The organism is Granulicella mallensis MP5ACTX8, from assembly GCF_000178955.2.
Classification (GTDB): domain Bacteria; phylum Acidobacteriota; class Terriglobia; order Terriglobales; family Acidobacteriaceae; genus Granulicella; species Granulicella mallensis.
In genome coordinates this window covers 4,332,548-4,351,133 of the sequence record NC_016631.1, presented here as the reverse complement: position 1 = coordinate 4,351,133, position 18,586 = coordinate 4,332,548, and the positions used below count along the sequence as shown (strand labels likewise).

The 18,586-nt window shown below is 57.1% G+C and carries 11 protein-coding genes; 9 read left to right on the top strand and 2 right to left on the bottom strand.

What is annotated here, in order from left to right; translation table 11 throughout:
* Positions 1-34 precede the first annotated feature (34 nt).
* Genes ACIX8_RS17050 through mdcH form a run of 3 tightly spaced genes read left to right on the top strand, consistent with a single transcriptional unit; the run spans position 35 to position 2,559 of the window.
* On the top strand, positions 35-982 hold the full coding sequence (locus ACIX8_RS17050; RefSeq protein ID WP_014266620.1) for an AEC family transporter: 948 nt from the start codon (positions 35-37) through the stop codon (positions 980-982).
* 6 nt (positions 983-988) lie between these two features.
* Positions 989-1,645 (top strand): malonate decarboxylase holo-ACP synthase, encoded by a 657-nt coding sequence (locus tag ACIX8_RS17045; RefSeq protein ID WP_014266619.1) that lies wholly within the window; start codon positions 989-991, stop codon positions 1,643-1,645.
* On the top strand, positions 1,642-2,559 hold the full coding sequence (gene mdcH, locus ACIX8_RS17040; RefSeq protein WP_014266618.1) for a malonate decarboxylase subunit epsilon: 918 nt from the start codon (positions 1,642-1,644) through the stop codon (positions 2,557-2,559). The genes ACIX8_RS17045 and mdcH overlap by 4 nt, the downstream gene beginning before the upstream one ends.
* A gap of 162 nt (positions 2,560-2,721) precedes the next feature.
* Here the strand turns inward: mdcH and katG are convergent, their stop codons facing one another.
* On the bottom strand, positions 2,722-4,989 hold the full coding sequence (gene katG, locus ACIX8_RS17035; RefSeq protein ID WP_014266617.1) for a catalase/peroxidase HPI: 2,268 nt from the start codon (positions 4,987-4,989) through the stop codon (positions 2,722-2,724).
* Between the two features lie 305 nt (positions 4,990-5,294).
* Here katG and ACIX8_RS17030 point away from each other — a divergent pair, with 305 nt between their 5' ends.
* The 4 genes from ACIX8_RS17030 (at position 5,295) to ACIX8_RS17015 (ending at position 12,928) form a co-directional block, all read left to right on the top strand.
* The gene (locus tag ACIX8_RS17030) at positions 5,295-6,167 is read left to right on the top strand and encodes a LysR family transcriptional regulator (protein WP_014266616.1); all 873 of its coding nucleotides are present in this window, start codon (positions 5,295-5,297) and stop codon (positions 6,165-6,167) included.
* Positions 6,168-6,612: 445 nt separating this feature from the next.
* The gene (locus ACIX8_RS24730; protein ID WP_190273684.1) at positions 6,613-7,902 is read left to right on the top strand and encodes a metallophosphoesterase; all 1,290 of its coding nucleotides are present in this window, start codon (positions 6,613-6,615) and stop codon (positions 7,900-7,902) included.
* The gene (locus tag ACIX8_RS17020) at positions 7,871-9,301 is read left to right on the top strand and encodes a multicopper oxidase family protein (RefSeq protein ID WP_223295363.1); all 1,431 of its coding nucleotides are present in this window, start codon (positions 7,871-7,873) and stop codon (positions 9,299-9,301) included. Before ACIX8_RS24730 ends, ACIX8_RS17020 begins: the two co-directional genes overlap by 32 nt.
* A 57-nt stretch (positions 9,302-9,358) precedes the next feature.
* Positions 9,359-12,928: an alpha-mannosidase gene (locus ACIX8_RS17015; RefSeq protein ID WP_014266613.1), complete on the top strand. Its 3,570-nt coding sequence runs from the start codon at positions 9,359-9,361 to the stop codon at positions 12,926-12,928.
* Positions 12,929-13,019: 91 nt separating this feature from the next.
* On the opposite strand, the gene ACIX8_RS17010 is transcribed toward ACIX8_RS17015, so the two are convergent.
* Positions 13,020-13,712, bottom strand: coding sequence for an alpha/beta hydrolase (locus ACIX8_RS17010; RefSeq protein ID WP_052310640.1), 693 nt, complete (start codon positions 13,710-13,712; stop codon positions 13,020-13,022).
* A gap of 481 nt (positions 13,713-14,193) precedes the next feature.
* Here ACIX8_RS17010 and ACIX8_RS17005 point away from each other — a divergent pair, with 481 nt between their 5' ends.
* Complete coding sequence (locus ACIX8_RS17005) at positions 14,194-14,727, top strand: hypothetical protein (protein WP_044176957.1); 534 nt, start codon at positions 14,194-14,196, stop codon at positions 14,725-14,727.
* A gap of 532 nt (positions 14,728-15,259) precedes the next feature.
* Positions 15,260-18,571 (top strand): TonB-dependent receptor, encoded by a 3,312-nt coding sequence (locus ACIX8_RS17000; RefSeq protein ID WP_044176955.1) that lies wholly within the window; start codon positions 15,260-15,262, stop codon positions 18,569-18,571.
* Positions 18,572-18,586 lie beyond the last annotated feature (15 nt).

The following is an 18,586-nucleotide window of genomic DNA, read 5'->3' as shown; positions in this document are numbered from 1 at the left end:
TCGAGTAACAAGAGATTTGCTCTAAGGGGCAGCAATGACCACTGTTCTTCTCGACGCACTCGTTCCAATCTTCGTCGGCCTGCTGTTGGGGTACCTGGCAGGCCGGCGAGGCCTCATGGATAACGTGAATGTCCGCAACCTGATCGTGCTGGTCATGAACTTCGCGATCCCCTGTGCCTTGTTTTCAACCATCCTTCGAACCTCTAGAGCAGATCTGGAACAACAGATTCCAACGGCTCTGATGATCACGCTTGTGTTCACCGCGCTCTATGCGGCGAGTTATATATGGGCGCGGCAATCGCTTAAGCTGTCGGTCTCCGATGCTTCGGTACTGGCTCTTACGATCGGATTTCCGAACTCGGCCGCTGTTGCGCTGCCTCTGTTCGCCGCATCGTATGGTTCGGCGTCCTCTGTTACGGCAGCGCTTTCCATTGCAGTTGGTGCTATTACGATCTCCCCACTGACAGTGGCGCTTCTTGAAGCAGATAAGCAGTCGCAGGGAGCCGGGATCAGCCTTGGAAATGTGCTGCGTAGTTTTGTCCGGGCTCTCGCCCGACCGGTCGTATGGGCTCCAGCCCTGGCGCTGGTGGGCGCTTACTTCGGTGTGCATCTGCCGAGTTACGCGAACCGCACCCTCATGACTCTCGGAAGTGCGGCAACAGGTTCCGCGCTCATTCTTACGGGTGTGGTTGTTTCAGCGCAACGGTTTCGCTTCAACAAGGCGGTGCTTTGGACAACCGTAGCCATTCTCTTGGTCCAACCGCTCTTTGCTCTCGGTATGACTCTTCTCTTCCATATGAGCCGCGATCATGTTCGAGACATCACGATTATCAGCGCCATTCCAGGTGGCTTCTTTGGTTTGGTCTTCGGGAAAAGTTTTGATGCGACACCTGAGACCGCCAGTTCCGGATTGATTGCTTCCTATGGCGCGGGATGGCTTACGCTAGCGGTATGGATGCTGGTGATGGCGAAGTACTTTTGAGGTTTTATGGCAGGCGCAATCGATGAGGCACCGCAAGTACACGATCTTCTGCTTCTGAGCTCAGGAAGAGTTCATCCCGCGTGCATGGCCGAACCCCCGTGGGTACAGACGGCGATGAAGCACAGTCCGTGGGTCGTTGTGCGGCGGGTAAACGCACCGGTTGGCAAGGTGGCTGTCGGAGTTCGAGGGACTGACAGGAGTCAACGATGGGGCGGTTTCGTGGATATGGCAGATGTGGCCCTGATCAAGCGACCGCTCCAACTGCGCGTCTCCCTTGCCCATGACTCTCGCAGGTCGGTTCCGGCACTCAAGACTCTCGCTCTCGTTGAGAGGGAACTGGCGGACATTGATTTAAGTTGGGGGCCAGTCGGCAGCGTTGGTTTTGAACTAGCTACCGGCGATCACGTGATTACGGAAGCCAGTGACCTCGATCTTGCGCTCTTCGCTCCGCAGAAGATAGATCATGCAATCGCTCGCGATCTATGGGATACCTTGAGTTCCTTGCCTGCGAAGGTTGATGTACGCATCGAAACTCCATATTGCGGGTTTTCGCTTGAGGAGTATGCCCTTCGCCGATCCGCGAAGATTCTGATTCGCACGCCTGATGGGCAGCAACTCGTTGAAGACCCTTGGGACATAGCGGATGAAGGTCGCTTGAAATGAATATAGGATTGCTCTTCCCAGGCCAGGGATCGCAAAGGCCGCAGATGCTTCATGATCTCGTCCAGCATCCCGTTGTTGATGAAACCCTGGCAGAGATAAGCGAGGTTCTGGGGCACGATGTTCGGAGCTTGGATTCCAAGGATGCCTTGCGCTCTCCTGTTTCCGTTCAACTGGCTATCTTTGCAGCAGGAGTTTCTACCGCGCGAGCCCTGCAGCGGAGCGGTGTGCGTCCACTCGCTGTGGCGGGGCTTTCCATCGGTGCTTTCTCAGCCGCCGTCGTGTCTGAGGCGATTGAACTCTCTGATGCAGTACGGCTGGTGCGCTCGCGAGCTGAACAGATGGAACATCTGTACCCGACGGGATATGGATTGGCGGCCATCGTCGGGCTCAGCGAGGCGCAGGTGATCAAGCTGGTCGCCGCAGAGAGCACTCCGGCGCATCCGGTGTTTGTGGGGAACATCAATGCTCCCAGGCAAATTGTGATTGCCGGTTCCGTTGAAGCGATGAAAGCAGTGTTGGAGAAAGCCCTATTGCAAGGGGCGAGGAAGGCAGAGCTGCTGGATGTGCCGGTTCCCTCCCACTGCCCGCTCTTGCAGCCCATCGCCGACTCACTCCACGCGCAGTTGGAGGCGATCTCGGTTCAAGATCCGAAGGTGATCTATATCGCAAATGTGAATGCACGGGCTGTGCGCACTGCGAAGGGCGTAGCCAAAGATCTGGCCGACAATATCGCCCACGGAGTGCGCTGGCATGACGCTACTAGTGTTGCGCAGGAGCTCGGTTGCGAGCTGTTTCTCCAGTTGCCGCCCGGTCACACCCTGAGGGATCTGGCCCTGGAGAACCTTCCTAATATCAAAGCGAATGCGATCACGCCGGACAACTTCGACAAGTTGTTGCATCTTGCCATGAGTTGAGACTCAGGAGAGAGCGCTGCGATGCTGATGCTACGTATGACGACGGTATGTGGGGCACCTGTTCAGAACTCAAAAAAGGCTCGACCCTCGACCTGGTCCGGACGAATCCGGTGTCAGGTCGAGGGTCGAGTGGTGTAAAAGCCTAAGGCCTACCTTGCAGGCTTACGCAAGGTTGAAACGATCAAGATTCATCACCTTGTTCCAGGCCGCTACGAAGTCGTGGACGAACTTCTCCTGCGCGTCCGAACTTCCGTAGACCTCAGACAGGGCCCGAAGCTGGGCGTTGGAACCGAAGGTAAGATCGACACGAGTGCCGGTCCACTTGACTTCCCCTGTCTTACGATCGCGCCCTTCAAACACATCCTGGGCGGCTGAGACTGCCTTCCACTCCGTCCCCATATCGAGCAGGTTGAGGAAGAAGTCGTTGGTCAGAGTCTCCGGCCGCTTGGTGAAGACGCCATGCTTTGTCTGTCCGACGTTGGCGTTCAGAACACGCAGGCCACCAATCAGCACTGTCAGTTCAGGAGCGGTCAACGTCAGCAGTTGGGCCTTGTCGATGAGCAGCTTCTCTGCCGGCACGGTGTACTTGCCCTTGAGATAGTTGCGGAAGCCATCGGCGATCGGTTCGAGCACGGCGAAGGATTCCACATCGGTCTGCTCCTGAGAGGCATCCGCGCGTCCCGGTGTAAAGGGAACCGTGACAGTGTGACCGGCATTTTTCGCTGCCTGCTCCACACCTGCGACACCGGCCAGGACGATCAGGTCGGCGAGTGAGATCTTCTTGCCGCCGGTCTGCTTGCCGTTGAAGTCGCTCTGGATACCTTCGAGCGTCTTCAGGGTCTTCGCCAGTTGATCCGGCTGATTCACTGCCCAGTCCTTCTGCGGAGTCAGACGGAGACGCGCGCCGTTCGCACCGCCGCGCTTGTCGGAACCACGGAAGGTGGATGCCGACGCCCAGGCGGTCGAAACCAGTTGCGAAACTGGTAGACCAGAAGCCAGGATCGTGCTCTTGAGAGCCGCGATGTCCTGTGCATCGATCAGCTTGTGATCGACTGTGGGGATGGGATCTTGCCAGATGAGCTCTTCGGCAGGAACCTCTGGACCGAGATAGCGTTCACGCGGACCCATGTCACGGTGCGTCAGCTTGAACCACGCACGAGCGAATGCGTCGGCGAACTGGTCTGGATTCTCGAGGAAGCGCCGCGAGATCTTCTCATAAGCAGGATCGAAGCGCAGAGCAAGATCGGTGGTCAGCATGGACGGCGTACGGCGCTTGGTGGAGTCATGCGGATCCGGCACAGTGCCGGCGCCTGCGTCACCCTTTGGCTTCCACTGATGTGCGCCAGCCGGGCTCTTGGTCAGCTCCCACTCATAGGCGAACAGGTGTTCGAAGAACTCGTTGCTCCATGTCGTCGGCTTGGTCGTCCAGATGACTTCCAGGCCGCTGGTGATGGCATCGCCGCCCTTGCCGGTGCCGAAGCTGCTCTTCCAGCCCAGGCCCTGCTCCTCAAGCCCTGCGGCTTCGGGCTCAGGTCCCACATGGGACGAAGGGCCTGCGCCGTGAGTCTTGCCGAAGGTGTGGCCGCCAGCGATCAGCGCTACGGTCTCTTCGTCGTTCATGGCCATGCGCGCGAAGGTCTCGCGGATATCGTGGGCTGAGGCGATGGGGTCCGGGTTGCCATCCGGGCCTTCCGGGTTCACGTAGATCAGGCCCATCTGCACCGCAGCGAGCGGGTTCTCGAGATTACGCTCATTGGAGCCAGCGCCGGTACGATCCTTCTCGGTGCCATGCAGTGCCGCGTCGGCCACGAGCACGCCCTCGTCAGCGGGCTTGCCCTTGCCGTAGCGATGATCGCCGCCCAGCCAGGTGGTCTCGGTGCCCCAGTAGATATCTTCGTCCGGCTCCCATACGTCTGCGCGCCCGCCTGCGAAACCGAAGGTCTTGAAGCCCATCGACTCCAGGGCGACGTTGCCGGTGAGGACAATCAGATCAGCCCATGAGATCTTGTTGCCGTACTTCTGCTTGACCGGCCAGATCAGGCGGCGTGCCTTATCGAGGCTGACGTTGTCGGGCCAGCTATTGAGAGGAGCGAAACGCTGCTGGCCCGATCCTGCGCCGCCGCGACCGTCACCGGTGCGGTAGGTGCCGGCGCTGTGCCAAGCCATGCGAATGAAAAAAGGTCCGTAGTGGCCGAAGTCTGCCGGCCACCAGTCCTGCGAGGTTGTCATCACCGCGAGGAGGTCTTTCTTTACGGCTGCCAGATCGAGGCTCTTGAACGCCTCGGCATAGTTGAAGTCCTTGTCCAAGGGATCGGACAGGGAGGTGTGCTGGTGCAGGATCCTCAGATTTAACTGGCTCGGCCACCAATCACGGTTCGTTGTGCCTCCACCGGCAGTGTGATTGAACGGGCATTTCGCTTCAGTTGACATATATTTTCTCCCTCTAACTGTTGGGCCCAACTACTGGGCCTGGAACCCAGGTATCGACCAGGGCGTGTTCGCCCTGATGGCATCTTTAATGGATTGTCGGTTGTGTACGTGCAGCGGTCCACCTCCGCCGCCAGTAGCTACACTCCTCATCCATTGTCATTCTCACCAGCTCCCCGGCAAAACATGTGCCATGCCGGTGCCGTGCGTCGTGACCACGTTTCCGTTTGTCTCGACCCAACGAATGTAGCATTATGGAGATCGATAGCTCCAATACATAATGACCATCCGGAGTATAGGTACAAACTATGGAGATTCACCAGCTGCGTTACGTCTGTGCCATCGCGGAAACGGGCAGTTTCAGCCGTGCCGCCGAGCGCTGTCAGGTCGCCCAGCCCTCGCTCTCGCAGCAGGTTCTCAAGCTTGAGGAAGACCTGGGCTCAAAGCTCTTCGACCGCCTGGGCCGCAGTATCCGCCTTACCGAGGCCGGTCGCGCCTTTCTGCCTCATGCCCGCTCGATTCTGACCCAGATGGAGACGGCGCGATCCAGCGTGACCGACAAGTGCGCGGACGTTCGCGGCAGCGTCTCCGTAGGGGTGATTCCGACCATTGCGCCCTACCTGATGCCGCACTACACCAGGGACTTTACGAGAAAGCATCCTGAAGCCAAGCTGCGTATCGTGGAAGAGACAACGCCGATCCTGCTCGAAAGCCTGCGAAACCTGTCGATCGATCTTGCGATTCTTGCGCTTCCTCTGCGCCACAAGGATCTGGAGCTATTTCCTCTTTGCACAGAACCACTCTTCGCGGTGCTGCCGAAAGAACACCTGCTCGCAGGTAGCGAATCGCTGGCTCTCAAGGACCTTCGCGGAGAGCCCTTCGTGATGTTGCGCGACGGCCACTGCTTCCGCGACCTCAGTATCGCCGCCTGTACTCGCGCCCGTGTCGCACCGCGGATCGCATTTGAGAGCGGCCAGTTCAGCAGCCTCTTTGGAATGGTTGCCGCTGGCGTCGGCATCTCGCTCGTTCCTGAAATGGCCATAGACCGGAACGCTGGCTGCCGCTACGTGCGCCTCAGCGACACGCGCGCAACGCGCACCATCGTCGCCGCCACCCTGCGCGGGCGCAGCTTCAACCACGTCCAGCAGGCCTTTTTGTCGGGAATCCAAAAAGCAGGGTAGCGGATCGATTAGCGCTGGCTTGCAGGTTGGTCAAGCAGTCTCTTTTTAGATTATTGTGTTCATTTTTAACATCAGAAGGGGAGCCTTTCGTCTTTTTCTATCCGAGCGTCCTCGTGACCGCGGTTTTCAGGTTAGTTGGATTTAGTGCGAATGACGGATATTTTGTGAATTTTAGGAATATTCTTTTCCCTGCGTATCTTGAGATCCCTGATGGAACAGCGCCGAATGTTGACGATTCAGTACGTTATTTGTGGCAGTATTGTGAAAATTTATCATTAAGTAACAAGCCTTCATTATGTTCGAGGTGTTTACGCCGTTGTCCGGAGGAGCACCAATCTTGCTGCAATTGCCGTCACATCGTCCTGTTCTCCTATTGATCTTTGCGGCTTCTCTGATGCCACTGCAGTTAGCTGCACAGGTGCAGTCCAAACCTCCAGCTGTGCCCTTGTCCGAATCGATCCTGGCGCGCATCCCGGCTGACTACCGCGCTGAAGCAGGGGCGAAGGTCAAGCAGCCGGAAGAGGTTCAGCAGCAGGCCGAGAAGATGCCGGATGCCGAACTTGTCGCGACTGTGCTGCACGTTCTCGGCGACATGCCCTCGGAGTCCGCGTTCCTGCTCGACCGGCTGGCAAAAGATCCCTCCGCGACGCTTCGCATCGACCTCATCCAGGCTCTCGATAAGCACTGGCACGAGGGACAGGACCTATCCGCTCTGGAGAGCCATGCTTCGTCGGACCCTGACGTGTCGGTCTCCCTCGCCGCTGTCGAGATGCTGAAGACGGTTCGCATCGACTCCCTGAGCCGGCTGCTGAACACCAGACTTGGAACGGCTGTAGCCGCCGGTGATATCCACAGCGCAGGTCTGGTGTTGGACGAGCAAAAGCTTCTGCAGCAGACGCGCTACGGCATCGCCTTTCCCGCGTTCATGCGTGTGCCTCCGCCGCTCTTCTCCGTGGCCCCGGCAAGCAAGCCGATTCGTGTGCTGGCATTCGGCGACTTTGGAACCGGTTCAGCAGCGCAGAAGCAAACTGCGGCGGCAATGGTTGCGTATCACCAGGCCCATCCGTTCGATTTCGGCTTGACCCTCGGCGACAACTTCTACCCACGCGGCATGACGAGCCCCGACGATCCGCGCTGGCAGACACAGTGGGAGCAGCTCTACGGCCCCATGCACCTCCCGTTCTACGCAGTGCTCGGCAATCATGATTGGAGCGGGGCCGACAGCCCGGCGGCGGAGATCCTGTATTCCGCCAAGAGCCAGAACTGGCATATGCCTGCACCGTATTACACGTTCACCGCGGGCTCCGTACAATTCTTCGCCTTCGATACTCCGGCGGTCGATGAAGCGGAGTTGAAGTGGCTCGATGAGGAACTTACCAAGAGCACGGCGCAGTGGAAGGTAGTCTTCGGCCACTATCACATCTATTCGGCGACACGCGGCGACAACAAAGAGCTGATCGCGCGGCTTCTGCCCATCCTCAAGAAGGATCACGTGGATGTATATCTGAACGGCCACGACCACAACCTGCAGGAGCTGAAGCCGGAGGGAACGGTTCACTTCTTCGTCAGCGGCGGCGGCGGCGCCGGTCTCTACGAGATGAATCCCTACGACCGCTCCATCTTCCGGCAAAAGGTTAACGGCTTCACGGTTCTTGAGGCCGATAGCAAGACTCTGGCCATCTCTTTTATAGGCACGGATGGAAGTGAACTGTATCGTCGAACCCTCACCAAATAATGGATGTCTGACACGTCGCGGCTTTCTCTCAGGAGCCGCGGCGACTGTCGCCGGACTGGCTGCAGTGCCCGCATGGGCAGCTCACAACATGCCCGCCGATGTCACCCTGCGCATTGGGCCGGTGAAGGCCGACATCGCTCCGGGAAAGACGATCCTCACCACGGGATACAACGGCAGCGTGCCGGGGCCGCTGATCCGTTTGCGCGAAGGCGTCTCTGTCACGGTGGATCTCTTCAACGACACTGAGATTACGGAGTACGTGCACTGGCATGGCTTTCCTTTGAGCGCGGCCCTCGATGGAACGATGGAGGAGAACAGCCTGTCTGTGCCGCCACATGGACATCTTCGTTATCGCATGACGCCGCGCGCGGCCGGTTCGCGATGGGTGCATTCGCACGTGATGACGATGGACGATCTTACCGTGGGCACCTACAGCGGCCAGTTCGGATTCGTCTACGTCGAGCCGAAGGAGAATCCCGGTCGCTACGATCAGGAGATCTTTCTCTCCACGCATGAGTGGGAGCCCTTCTTCATGGATATGGATGACGATGACAACCCCGCGGCGGTGGAGGAGTTCGGTGAAACGGACTGGGGTCCCAGCATGGTCGAGGTCGGCTACCGTATCGGCTCTATCAACGGCAAGGCGCTTGGTCACGGCGAACCGATTCGCGTGAAAGAAGGGCAGCGCGTTCTGTTCCACATCCTCAACGCCAGTGCGACGGAAAATATTCAGATCGCTCTTCCGGGCCATGAATTTCTAGTCACCGCCCTGGATGGAAATCCGGTGCCGCGGCCTCGTAAAGTTCCTTCGTTGGATCTGGGCGCTGCCGAACGCGTCGACGCCATCGTCGAGATGAGCCGTCCTGGCGTATGGATTCTGGGCTCGACCGATGACGACGTGCGCGGTTCAGGTCTGGGTGTTTTGGTCGAGTACGCGGGCTACAGTAACGTCGCGACGAATGCACGCGCCACCGTCGCTCTGTGGGATTACACGCAGTTTGGTCTGCAGAGGCCGTCACCGTCTGCCGATGTAACGCTGCCGATGGTTATCGCGCGCATCCCTCCCGGTGAGAATGGCATGGAGCGATGGACGATCAACGGCAAGAGCTATCGCTCGTCGGATCCTCCCATGGCTTTGCACAAAAACATGCGTTATCGGTTCGCCTTCCACAACACCAGCTCTGATGCGCATCCGCTTCACCTGCATCGCAGCTCCTTTGAGCTGACGCGCATTGACGGAAAGGTCACCAGCGGCCTGCTGAAGGATGTTGTGCTCATCGGCGCTCGCCAGCGGATCGAAGTTGACTGGACCCCCGAGCAGGAGGGGTTGATGTTCTTTCATTGCCACAACCAGTTCCACATGGACTGCGGCTTCCAGATGTTATTTGACGTGAGATAAGACGGCATCCAGATTCAGCATTGCAGTTTTACATAAGTTGTTCGGGAGAGATTCAGAATGGGCATTACCTTCCATACCGCCTGCGCCATTATCCGGCGCCCTTTGCTGTCCGTTGCCGCGATGCTTGTGCTGGTAACTGCCGTCGATGCTCAGACGATGACGCGGCCGGACATCACAAAGACTCCCACACTCTTCGTCGTCCCTTACGCTCATCTGGATACGCAATGGAGATGGGAGTTTCCGCAGACGATCAGCCAGTTCCTGCCCAAGACCATGCAGATGAACTTCGATGACATGGATAAGTATCCGCACTATGTCTTTAACTGGACCGGTGCGAACCGCTATCGCCTGATGAAGGAGTATTTCCCCAACGACTATGCCCGTATCAAGGGATACGTCGCGCGTGGACAGTGGTTTCCCGCAGGCTCTTCCGTGGAAGAGGGCGATGTGAACCTGCCCAGCGCCGAAGGAGTCTTCCGCCAGATCCTGTATGGCAATACGTACTTTCGTCATGAGTTTGGCAAGGCCAGCAACGAGTTCATGCTGCCGGACAGCTTCGGATTTCCTGCCTCGCTGCCAACGATTCTTGCCCATGCCGGACTCATTGGATTCTCGACGCAGAAGATCGGTGGGCGCTGGCCCGCGGGTCCGAAGGCGGGTGGTCTTGATTCGCCGGAGCAGACACCGGACGGCGTACCCTTCAACGTCGGTGTGTGGGTGGGACCGGACGGCAAGAGCGTGATTGCGGCGCTGCATCCCGGCGCGTACGGCAGCAGTATCTACACCGATCTGAGTGAAGCTCCCGGTACGTCCATGGAGCAGACACTTCTGAGCAGCGCGCAAAAACCGGCGCTCACCGCGGAACAGGCCAGCGCGCTTCACCGTCTTGTTGCTGTCGATACGGATTGGGAAAAGCGCATCGCTCTCGATGGCAAAGCCTCGGGCGTATTCACCGACTATCGCTACGTGGGTACGGGAGACACCGGTGGAGCGCCACAGGAATCCACCATCAAGCTGCTCGAAGCCATCGTGACGAAGAGAGACACGATCCTGCCGTCCCTGCCGAAGTTGAACGGTGCCCCGGCCTTCCCTGCACAGTCGGTGACGGTGCGCGTAGGAGAAGGCCCGGTGCACGTGGTCGAGTCCTCTGCCGATCAGATGTTCAATGCGATCACGCCGGAGATGGCTGCGCACATGCCGCACTACGAGGGCGACCTGGAACTGACCGATCACTCCGCCGGTTCACTCACCTCGCAGGCTTATCACAAGCGCTGGATCATCAAGGATGAGAACCTTGCCGACGCCGCGGAGAAGGCTTCGATCGCTGCGCAATGGCTTGGCGCTCGCGACTATCCGCAGCAGCGGCTGAATGATGCATGGATGCTTGCACTCGCCGGACACTTTCACGATACGGGCGCTGGAACCTCGACGCCGCGCGCCTATCAGTACGCCTGGAACGATGATGTGATCGCGGCCAATCAGTTTGCCGCTGTACTCACCAGTGCAAGCTCTGCTGTCGCCTCCGGTCTCGATACGCGCACACAGGGTGTGCCTGTGGTGGTTTACAACCCGCTCAACATTGCCCGCCAGGATCTGGTTGAGGCGACGGTTGTCTTTCCCGGTGGCGCACCAAAAGCAGTACACGTCTATGGTCCGGATGGGCAGGAGACGCCTGCGCAGTGGGAAGACGGCAAGGTGGTCTTCCTGGCGCCCATGTCCTCCGTCGGTTATGCGGTCTTCGACGTACGCCCGGCCACGCAGCCAGCAGAGAGCAAAGCCTTGCGCGTATCCAACCGTTCGCTCGAAAACCAGCGCTATCGAGTGCTGCTCAACGAGGATGGCGATGTGTCGAGCCTCTATGACAAGAAGCTCGGCAGGGAACTACTCTCCGCTCCTCTCAAACTGGCGATCTCCACCGATGTTCCTCGCAACTATCCAGCGTGGAACATGGACTTCGCGCAAGAGCAGGCTGCTCCGCGTACTTTTGTCAGCGGACCTGCGGAAATTCGCATCAGCGAGAATGGCCCGGCGCGCGTCTCGCTTGAGGTGACGCGGCAGACCGAAGGCTCCCGGTTTGTGCAAACCGTCAGTCTCGCTGCGGGCGATGCCGGTAACCGCGTCGATCTTCACGATGCCATCGATTGGAAGACCGCGGGCTCCAACCTCAAGGCTACTTTTTCGCTCAGTGCCTCGAATCCCAAAGCCACCTATAGCTGGGACATCGGCACTGTCGAACGCTCTAATTCGCAGCCGAAACAGTATGAGCTGGCCTCGCACCGCTGGATCGATCTAATGGATAAAAGTGGAAGTTTTGGCGTAACGCTGCTGACCGATGTAAAGAACGGCTCCGACAAACCCGGCGATCAGACGATTCGCGTAACGCTACTGCGTTCTCCTGGAGCGAAGCCCACGGTTGACGGCCATCCCGGCAACTACAGCGACCAAACGAATCAGGATTGGGGACATCACGAGATCGCACTCGGTGTCGCAGGGCACTCCGGCGACTTCCGCCAACAGGAGACGGCGTGGCAGGCCTACCGTGTAAACGATCCGTTGATCTCGTTTACAACAGCAAAACATCCGGGCACGCTCGGCAAGAGTTTCTCGCTCGTGCGCATCAGCGATCCTGCTATCCGTGTGCTGGCCTTCAAGAAGGCCGAGGACAGCGACGAGCTGATTCTCCGCATGGTGGAGCTGAACGGCAAGTCTGCACCGAATATGCGCGTGTCCTTTGCTGCGCCGGTTGCGGCGGCTCGCGAAGTCAATGCGCAGGAGGAACCGATTGGGCCCGCTGAAGTGAGCCACGGAGACTTGATGGCATCCTTCACTCCGTATCAGCCACGTACTTTTGCTTTGAAGCTCGCACCGCAGCAGGCTCGACTTGCTCACCCGCAGGAAGAGGCCGTCGCGCTGCACTACGATCATGCCGTTGCCAGCAACGACGATATGAAGATCGAAGACGGCGGCATCGATGGCAAGGGAAATGCGCTGCCTGCCGAGATGCTTCCGGCTGAGATCGATTATGGTCCGGTCAGGTTCAAGCTTGCCACAGCCAAAACCGGCACGCCGAATGCCGTCACGGCGAAAGGCCAAACGCTTGCACTGCCGGCTGGCCGATTCAATCGCGTCTATCTGCTCGCCGCAGCCTCCACCGAGGACGATCAGAAGGCGCTCTTCCGTGTTGGCAATCATGCTGCCGAGCTGAACATTCAATCGTGGACCGGTTGGGTCGGACAGTGGGACACGCGCCTCTGGAAAGACACGCCAGAGCATGATTGGGCCGTCTCCGCGAATCTCGCCGCATGGCATCCCCTCGATGCGACGAACACGCCTAAGCCTCCCACGTGGCGCTATCCCGATGACTATGTCGGATTGAAGCCCGGTTATATCAAGCAGGCTCCACTGGGCTGGTACGCGTCGCACCACCACACAGCGGAGGGGCTCAACGAGCCGTACCAGTACTCCTATCTCTTCGTGTACTCGCTGGATCTGCCTGTAGGGGCTCACATGCTTACGCTGCCGAACAATGACAAGGTCCGGATTCTGTCGGTCTCAGTCGTCAACGACAATCCATCCGTGATTCCGGCAGCGCCGCTGTTCGACACGCTGAACCGATCGGAACCCTAAAGCAATTTCCTGGAAGTTGTAGACCGGACGCGGATACTTCGCAGGAACATCTTCGGTAGTTCTTTTCGAGCGCTCGGTCAGGTCGGGCAACCTACCAGCTACCACGAGGTAGCAGCAACACAGCGCCGGGCTTTGGCGCGGCGCTTGCGGCTTTCTTGGCTGCTCTTCCTTCGGAGCTATGCGCCAGGATGAAGTTCACGATGGGGGCCGGGTCTTTCAGTCCATGCGGATGATGGTCGCAGCCTTGCTTTACGATCAGGGCGAAGTCGCCGCCTAGAGCCATGTAATGCTTTCGGACGATATCGGTGTTCTCTTCCATGGGAACGCCTCGGTCCGCGTCTCCGCAGACGTGAAGGATTGGAATATGGGCTGCGGCAATGGGTGCGAGGATATCGATAGGATTGCCGGTGAAGTCGAGCATCTCCTGCTCGCTGGTGAAGTGATAGGCCTCGATGGCCTGTTTCCAGTCGCTGGGGCTGCCTATCCCTTTTCCTTTGCCACCCGGCCAGCTCTTCATATCGCACACAGGAGCGTCTCCGTAGATACATCCGACTTTGTCTGTATTTACATAGGCCCAGCGGTACGCGTAGAGACCTCCACGGCTGAGTCCTTCCAGGGCTGGTTTGGGAGCGAGGTTGAACTGCCTGGTGATGATTGCATAGAAAACATCAAAATGCTTCATCGGTTCCGGAGCACCAAAAGTGTTCCCTACATCGATAAAAGCGACATGAAAGCCCGCTTCGAGAAGCGCGAGATCTACTCGGGGGAAGGCGTCCCAGAACATCGTTCTCCACACCCATGGACGGCCCTTCAATGGCTTCTGCGGTATGACCACCAGACCTTTACAGCCTTCAACAATAAGGGGTTGAAGCAAGAAGCCGTGATAGTCCCTTGTCACAGTTGAATCTGCGCCTGCTGGGTCGGCAGCTTGAGGCGTTGGCCGTGGTTGTGAGCCGTCAACTTCGGCTGCCCTCAACCAAGCCGGTACGCAGCATGACGCTGCGACGGTCGTGCATGCGTGGAGAAAGGTCCTTCGCCTCATTGGGTTGTCTCACTAAATATAAAGTTGGTATCGACAATCATACTCAATGGCTGTGTGTTCTCTCGCCAGTTCGGAAGATCTCGCCGGACTCCATGCTGTATTAGCCCGCATGCTTGCGCTTCCCGGTGGCCTTGGTTCAGTTGTGCAACGTGCGCAATGGGAGAAGCTCTATGCAGCGTTACCGGATCTGCCCACCTGACAGATAGACGGGAAGAAGGTCTTCTTGCCTTACACAGGCAAACAGGACGCTCCACGGAAAAATATCGAGAACCCAGAGCTGTATGCCGTATTTCCGTTTCGTCTCTATGGCATTGGGCAACCCGATCTGAGAATCGCAGAAGATACGTTTGAAGCACGGAAGATGCGGTTTCGTGGGTGTTGGTCTCAGGACCCTGTTGAAGCCGCAATGCTGGGCCGGAGCGATGACGCTCGCAAGTCGGTGGGCTTCAACCTTCAGAATGTCGATCCGCGGATGAAGTTTCCCGGATTCTGGGATCGTGGGCACGATTACGATCCGGATGAGGATAACGGTGGAAATGGTGAGCTGGGATTACAGGCCATGCTGCTGCAAAACAACGGACGAGAGATCCTGTTGTTGCCTGCATGGCCGAAAGACTGGGATGCACGGTTTAAACTCGCTGCTCCGTTTCGCACGACAGTTGAAGGTGAGGTGCACCACGGCAAACTGGTGCACCTGACTGTTACACCTGCCTCCCGGCGCAAAGACGTCTTGGTTAACGGCGAGAAGTTTAAGTAACACGTCGTTCCTCGACGCAAAACCGGGGACACTGCGAGCGCATGTTTGGTCCGTGCGTCCGGTAGATGGCTTGTGTGAAATATCCGGATGCTTGCTTGCTCTTTGATGGTAACGATGTCGTTTAGCTACTGAATTCTTTGCGTCCTGGAAGGCGAGGAAGCTACGATGAAGACGACCCCTTGGATACTTCTTTCTTAAATTAAGTTGCGTTATCAGCGAGAAAATTTCAAAATATGGCGAACTTATAGATTCGTGGTATAGAATTCTCCCGCTAGTGGTATCGCAACCATAAATGGATGTAAAGAGCGATAAAGATCCTCAGACGCTTCGCCGAAGCCGCGCCTGTGTTCTCACAAACTCTCTATCTCCTGCTGCTCGCCCTTAGGGGGGCCTATCTCTTGGCATCGTCAGGGGCGTCACCCTTCCTGGCGGGACGTACCTCGTAGCCGACCGTTCGTCTGGAAAATATTTGGAGGAAGTGAAAATGGGCAAGCCAGCAAAAATGAGGTATCCAGTGTCGCGCAGATGGAGAATGGCAGCTCTCTGTGCTTCGGCCTTTGTTTTAGGAATCGGTACACTGAACGCCCAAACAACCAGCGGCAGTTTTGTCGGACGAGTGCAAGATTCTGCCGGAAGCGTTATCTCAGATGCGATGGTTGTTCTGCGGAGCGAAACGACCGGTATCACCTTGGCGGGACACACAAACGATACCGGTGATTACGCCTTCAACTCCGTGCAGCCAGGTGTGTACAGCCTCACCGTTACGGCCAAGACCTTTCAGCCGAAGGCGATCAATCATCTAAACCTCGACATTCAGCAGACCTTGCGCGAGGACTTCTCCCTGAACGTCGGTGAAACAACGGAGGTCGTCCAGGTGACTGCCGAGACGCCTTTGATCGAGACCGACACCACTTACGTGGGCAGTGTCGTAGACGGGAAACAGATCAACCAGACTCCGCTGAATGGGCGTGAGAACGCCTATTCACTGCTGGGGCTTGCACCTGGCGTGCAAAGGCCCAACTCTAACGCGTTGATATCCGGCAGCAGCTTCAAAGGCGGCGCGAATCAGACCATTGACGGTATTTCAAATGACGATATCGCGGGTGCCCGCATGTCAGACCAGGTCCCTTCACTGGATGATATTGCTCAGTTCAATACAATCGGTATCGACTCGCCGGCCCAGTATGGCAACGGTGCGGCACAGGTAATCATCGTTACCAAGTCCGGCGGTAACGCCTTTCATGGAAGCGCCTTCTACTTCAATCGGAATCGATTTTTCCAAGCGCGTAACTACTTCACCGCGCCGGGCTCTCGTATCCCTGCGTTCAACAGGCACGAATATGGGGGCACAATCGGCGGTCCCATCCTGCACGATAGGCTGTTCTTTTTCTCGAGCTTTGAGGGGATTCACAGTCTCACTACGGTCGTTCGAGGATATGCAATGCCCCCGTTGGCCTGGTATTGCCAGGCACTTCCTACTGTTCCCGCAGGATGCACCGGGGCTACAGGCTTCGCTGATTTCTCCGCAAATGGGACTGCCACCGGTACAAGCTCGACCGGAATCATTTATGACCCGGCGACCGGCCAGCCGTTTCCCAATAATCAGATCCCGCTCTCTCGCATCAGCACAGTCGCGAAGCGCTTTCTTCCGTTTTTCTCAACACCAAATGTTCCGACGCCGGCCGGGATCGGTAACAACTTCAGCTACGCAAGTCCGACTCTGGAGATCGATCCTAGGTTCTCCATCCGCTTGGACTATCAGGCGACGAAGAAGGACCATCTGATGTTCCGTTTCTATAACAATCGACGCCAGCCGGCGCCGTACGATGTGGGCGGTACCGATAAGTTTGGAAACTATGCGGTCCTGGGCAACATCATCAATCAGTTTGCCGGAAACTATACGCGGGCTATCTCCAACTCACTCGTAAATGAGCTCGTGCTGGGGCTGAACAAACGTGCCGATCCTCGTATCGACCAGAATTACACCTTGGATCCGACAACACTCGTCAGCGGGTTGCCGGCCACCGATCCTGGGTACGGTCTTCTTCCGACTGTAAATATCTCTAACCTCCAGAAGATATTTTCCACCGGGAGCAGTTTCAGTCATCAACACACCACCCAGGTGAATGACAACCTAAGCTATGTGCGTGGTAAGCATGCGTTCCAGTTCGGCGGTCAGTTTCTTGCGGAGGCAGAGTCGGGAACCACGTACAACACCGGGAGCTTTACGTTTAGTGGCCAATACACAGGCCGCTATCACAGCGGTTCGGGGCAGAATTCAAATCCCGTAAATGCATTTGCAGATTTTCTTCTTGGAGACATCAATAGCGATAGTACTTCCAGTAATGATTTTACGTACTATGCGCTATTCAAGAGTTATGCGCTCTATGCCCGCGATACCTGGAATATTACTCCGAAGCTCACGCTCGAGCTTGGAGTTCGGTATGACAAACTATTTCCTTTCCAAGAGCGCAGAGGCGGCATTGCCACCTTCAATCCTGACTTCGGGAAGCTGGTTCTGGTTCATGGAACGCCAAATCCTTCGATCGTCGCGAGATATCCGGGAATTCTGGTAGATGGCGCTCAAAATGATTACACCATGGCCAATTGGCTTCATTTACAAAATACCAATTTCCAACCCAGGCTTGGTTTTGCGTATCGTCCAATCTCCGGCCGAGAGGTGGTGATTCACGCTGGCTTTGGAGTCTATTATGACAATCTCTCCCTTTCTGATCTGGTAAATAATATGGGCAACCAGGTTCCCTTTGTCCTTACAACCAACTATGCTCCAGCATCGGCCACCTCAGATGCTCCATTTCTAACCTTTGATTCACCCTTTCCAGCGGCCAGTAGCAGCGTGACTGCGAACCCTGCCGGTTATGGAGTTTCGCGGACGATAAAGACGCCCTTCAATACAGAGTGGAATCTTTCTATCGAAGGAGAGGGCTGGAAGAAGGTTGCTCTGCGCGCTACCTATGTTGGGAATGATGCGCGTCATTTGCATACTCCCTTTCCAATCAATCAGACGACTCCGCAACCATTAGGTGGCCCTGGGGAGCCGGCCAATGGCCAGGCCGCCGTGCCTTTTCAGCCATTTTCGGCAATCACCTATTACTTATATGGAGAGAGTTCAAATTTTAACCAACTACAGCTGGCCGCCCGTCGCCGCTTCGCGGACCTGACCTTCGATGCTGAATATCAGTGGAGCAAAGCGCTAGGTATCGATGGCGCAAACGAGGAGACGGTCACGGACCGGCGGAACATTCGTTATGACTATGGCAATTTGGATTACTATGCGCGAAACGCATTCACCTTCAACTACAGCTATGATTTGCCGGTTGGCCGCGGAAAATGGCTTGTTTCCGACTCCCCCAAGTGGCTTGATGCGGCTATCGGTGGCTGGCAGCTCACTGGTGTGTGGAAGGCCACCAGCGGATCGCCGTTTTCAGTAACGTATACCGCGCCTGCGAATTCACCCGGTCAGCCGAGCGGGCGGGCAGACTACACTGGCGGTGTTCTATATCCTGGACATAAGACTCCGAAGCAGTGGTTCAACCCTGGGGCATTCGCCGCAGTACCGAGCTTCACCTATCGATATGGGAACTCGCAACGCAACATGGTCTTCGGTCCTAGTTTTTCAGAATGGGATGCTGGCGTGTTCAAGAACTTTGCACTGCCGCATGCGATGACTTTCCAGTTCCGTGCTGAAGCTTTCGATGTTCTGAATCGAGCGAACTTTGGCGGGCCGGCGGCAAACATCAGCAATACGGCGACCATCGGTCAGATCACTAGTACCTCTGCGGATAACCGCGAACTCCAGTTCGGAGGACGCATTAACTTCTAGCCGCAGGAGGTGGGA

What these genes read in the sequence shown, in the direction of transcription:
- ACIX8_RS17050 (WP_014266620.1), top strand. Translation starts at nt 35, where the DNA reads ATGACCACTGTTCTTCTCGACGCACTCGTTCCAATCTTCGTCGGCCTG.
- ACIX8_RS17045 (WP_014266619.1), top strand. Translation starts at nt 989, where the DNA reads ATGGCAGGCGCAATCGATGAGGCACCGCAAGTACACGATCTTCTGCTT.
- mdcH (WP_014266618.1), top strand. Translation starts at nt 1,642, where the DNA reads ATGAATATAGGATTGCTCTTCCCAGGCCAGGGATCGCAAAGGCCGCAG.
- katG (WP_014266617.1), bottom strand. Translation starts at nt 4,989, where the DNA reads ATGTCAACTGAAGCGAAATGCCCGTTCAATCACACTGCCGGTGGAGGC.
- ACIX8_RS17030 (WP_014266616.1), top strand. Translation starts at nt 5,295, where the DNA reads ATGGAGATTCACCAGCTGCGTTACGTCTGTGCCATCGCGGAAACGGGC.
- ACIX8_RS17015 (WP_014266613.1), top strand. Translation starts at nt 9,359, where the DNA reads ATGGGCATTACCTTCCATACCGCCTGCGCCATTATCCGGCGCCCTTTG.
- ACIX8_RS17010 (WP_052310640.1), bottom strand. Translation starts at nt 13,712, where the DNA reads ATGTTCTGGGACGCCTTCCCCCGAGTAGATCTCGCGCTTCTCGAAGCG.
- ACIX8_RS17000 (WP_044176955.1), top strand. Translation starts at nt 15,260, where the DNA reads ATGGCAGCTCTCTGTGCTTCGGCCTTTGTTTTAGGAATCGGTACACTG.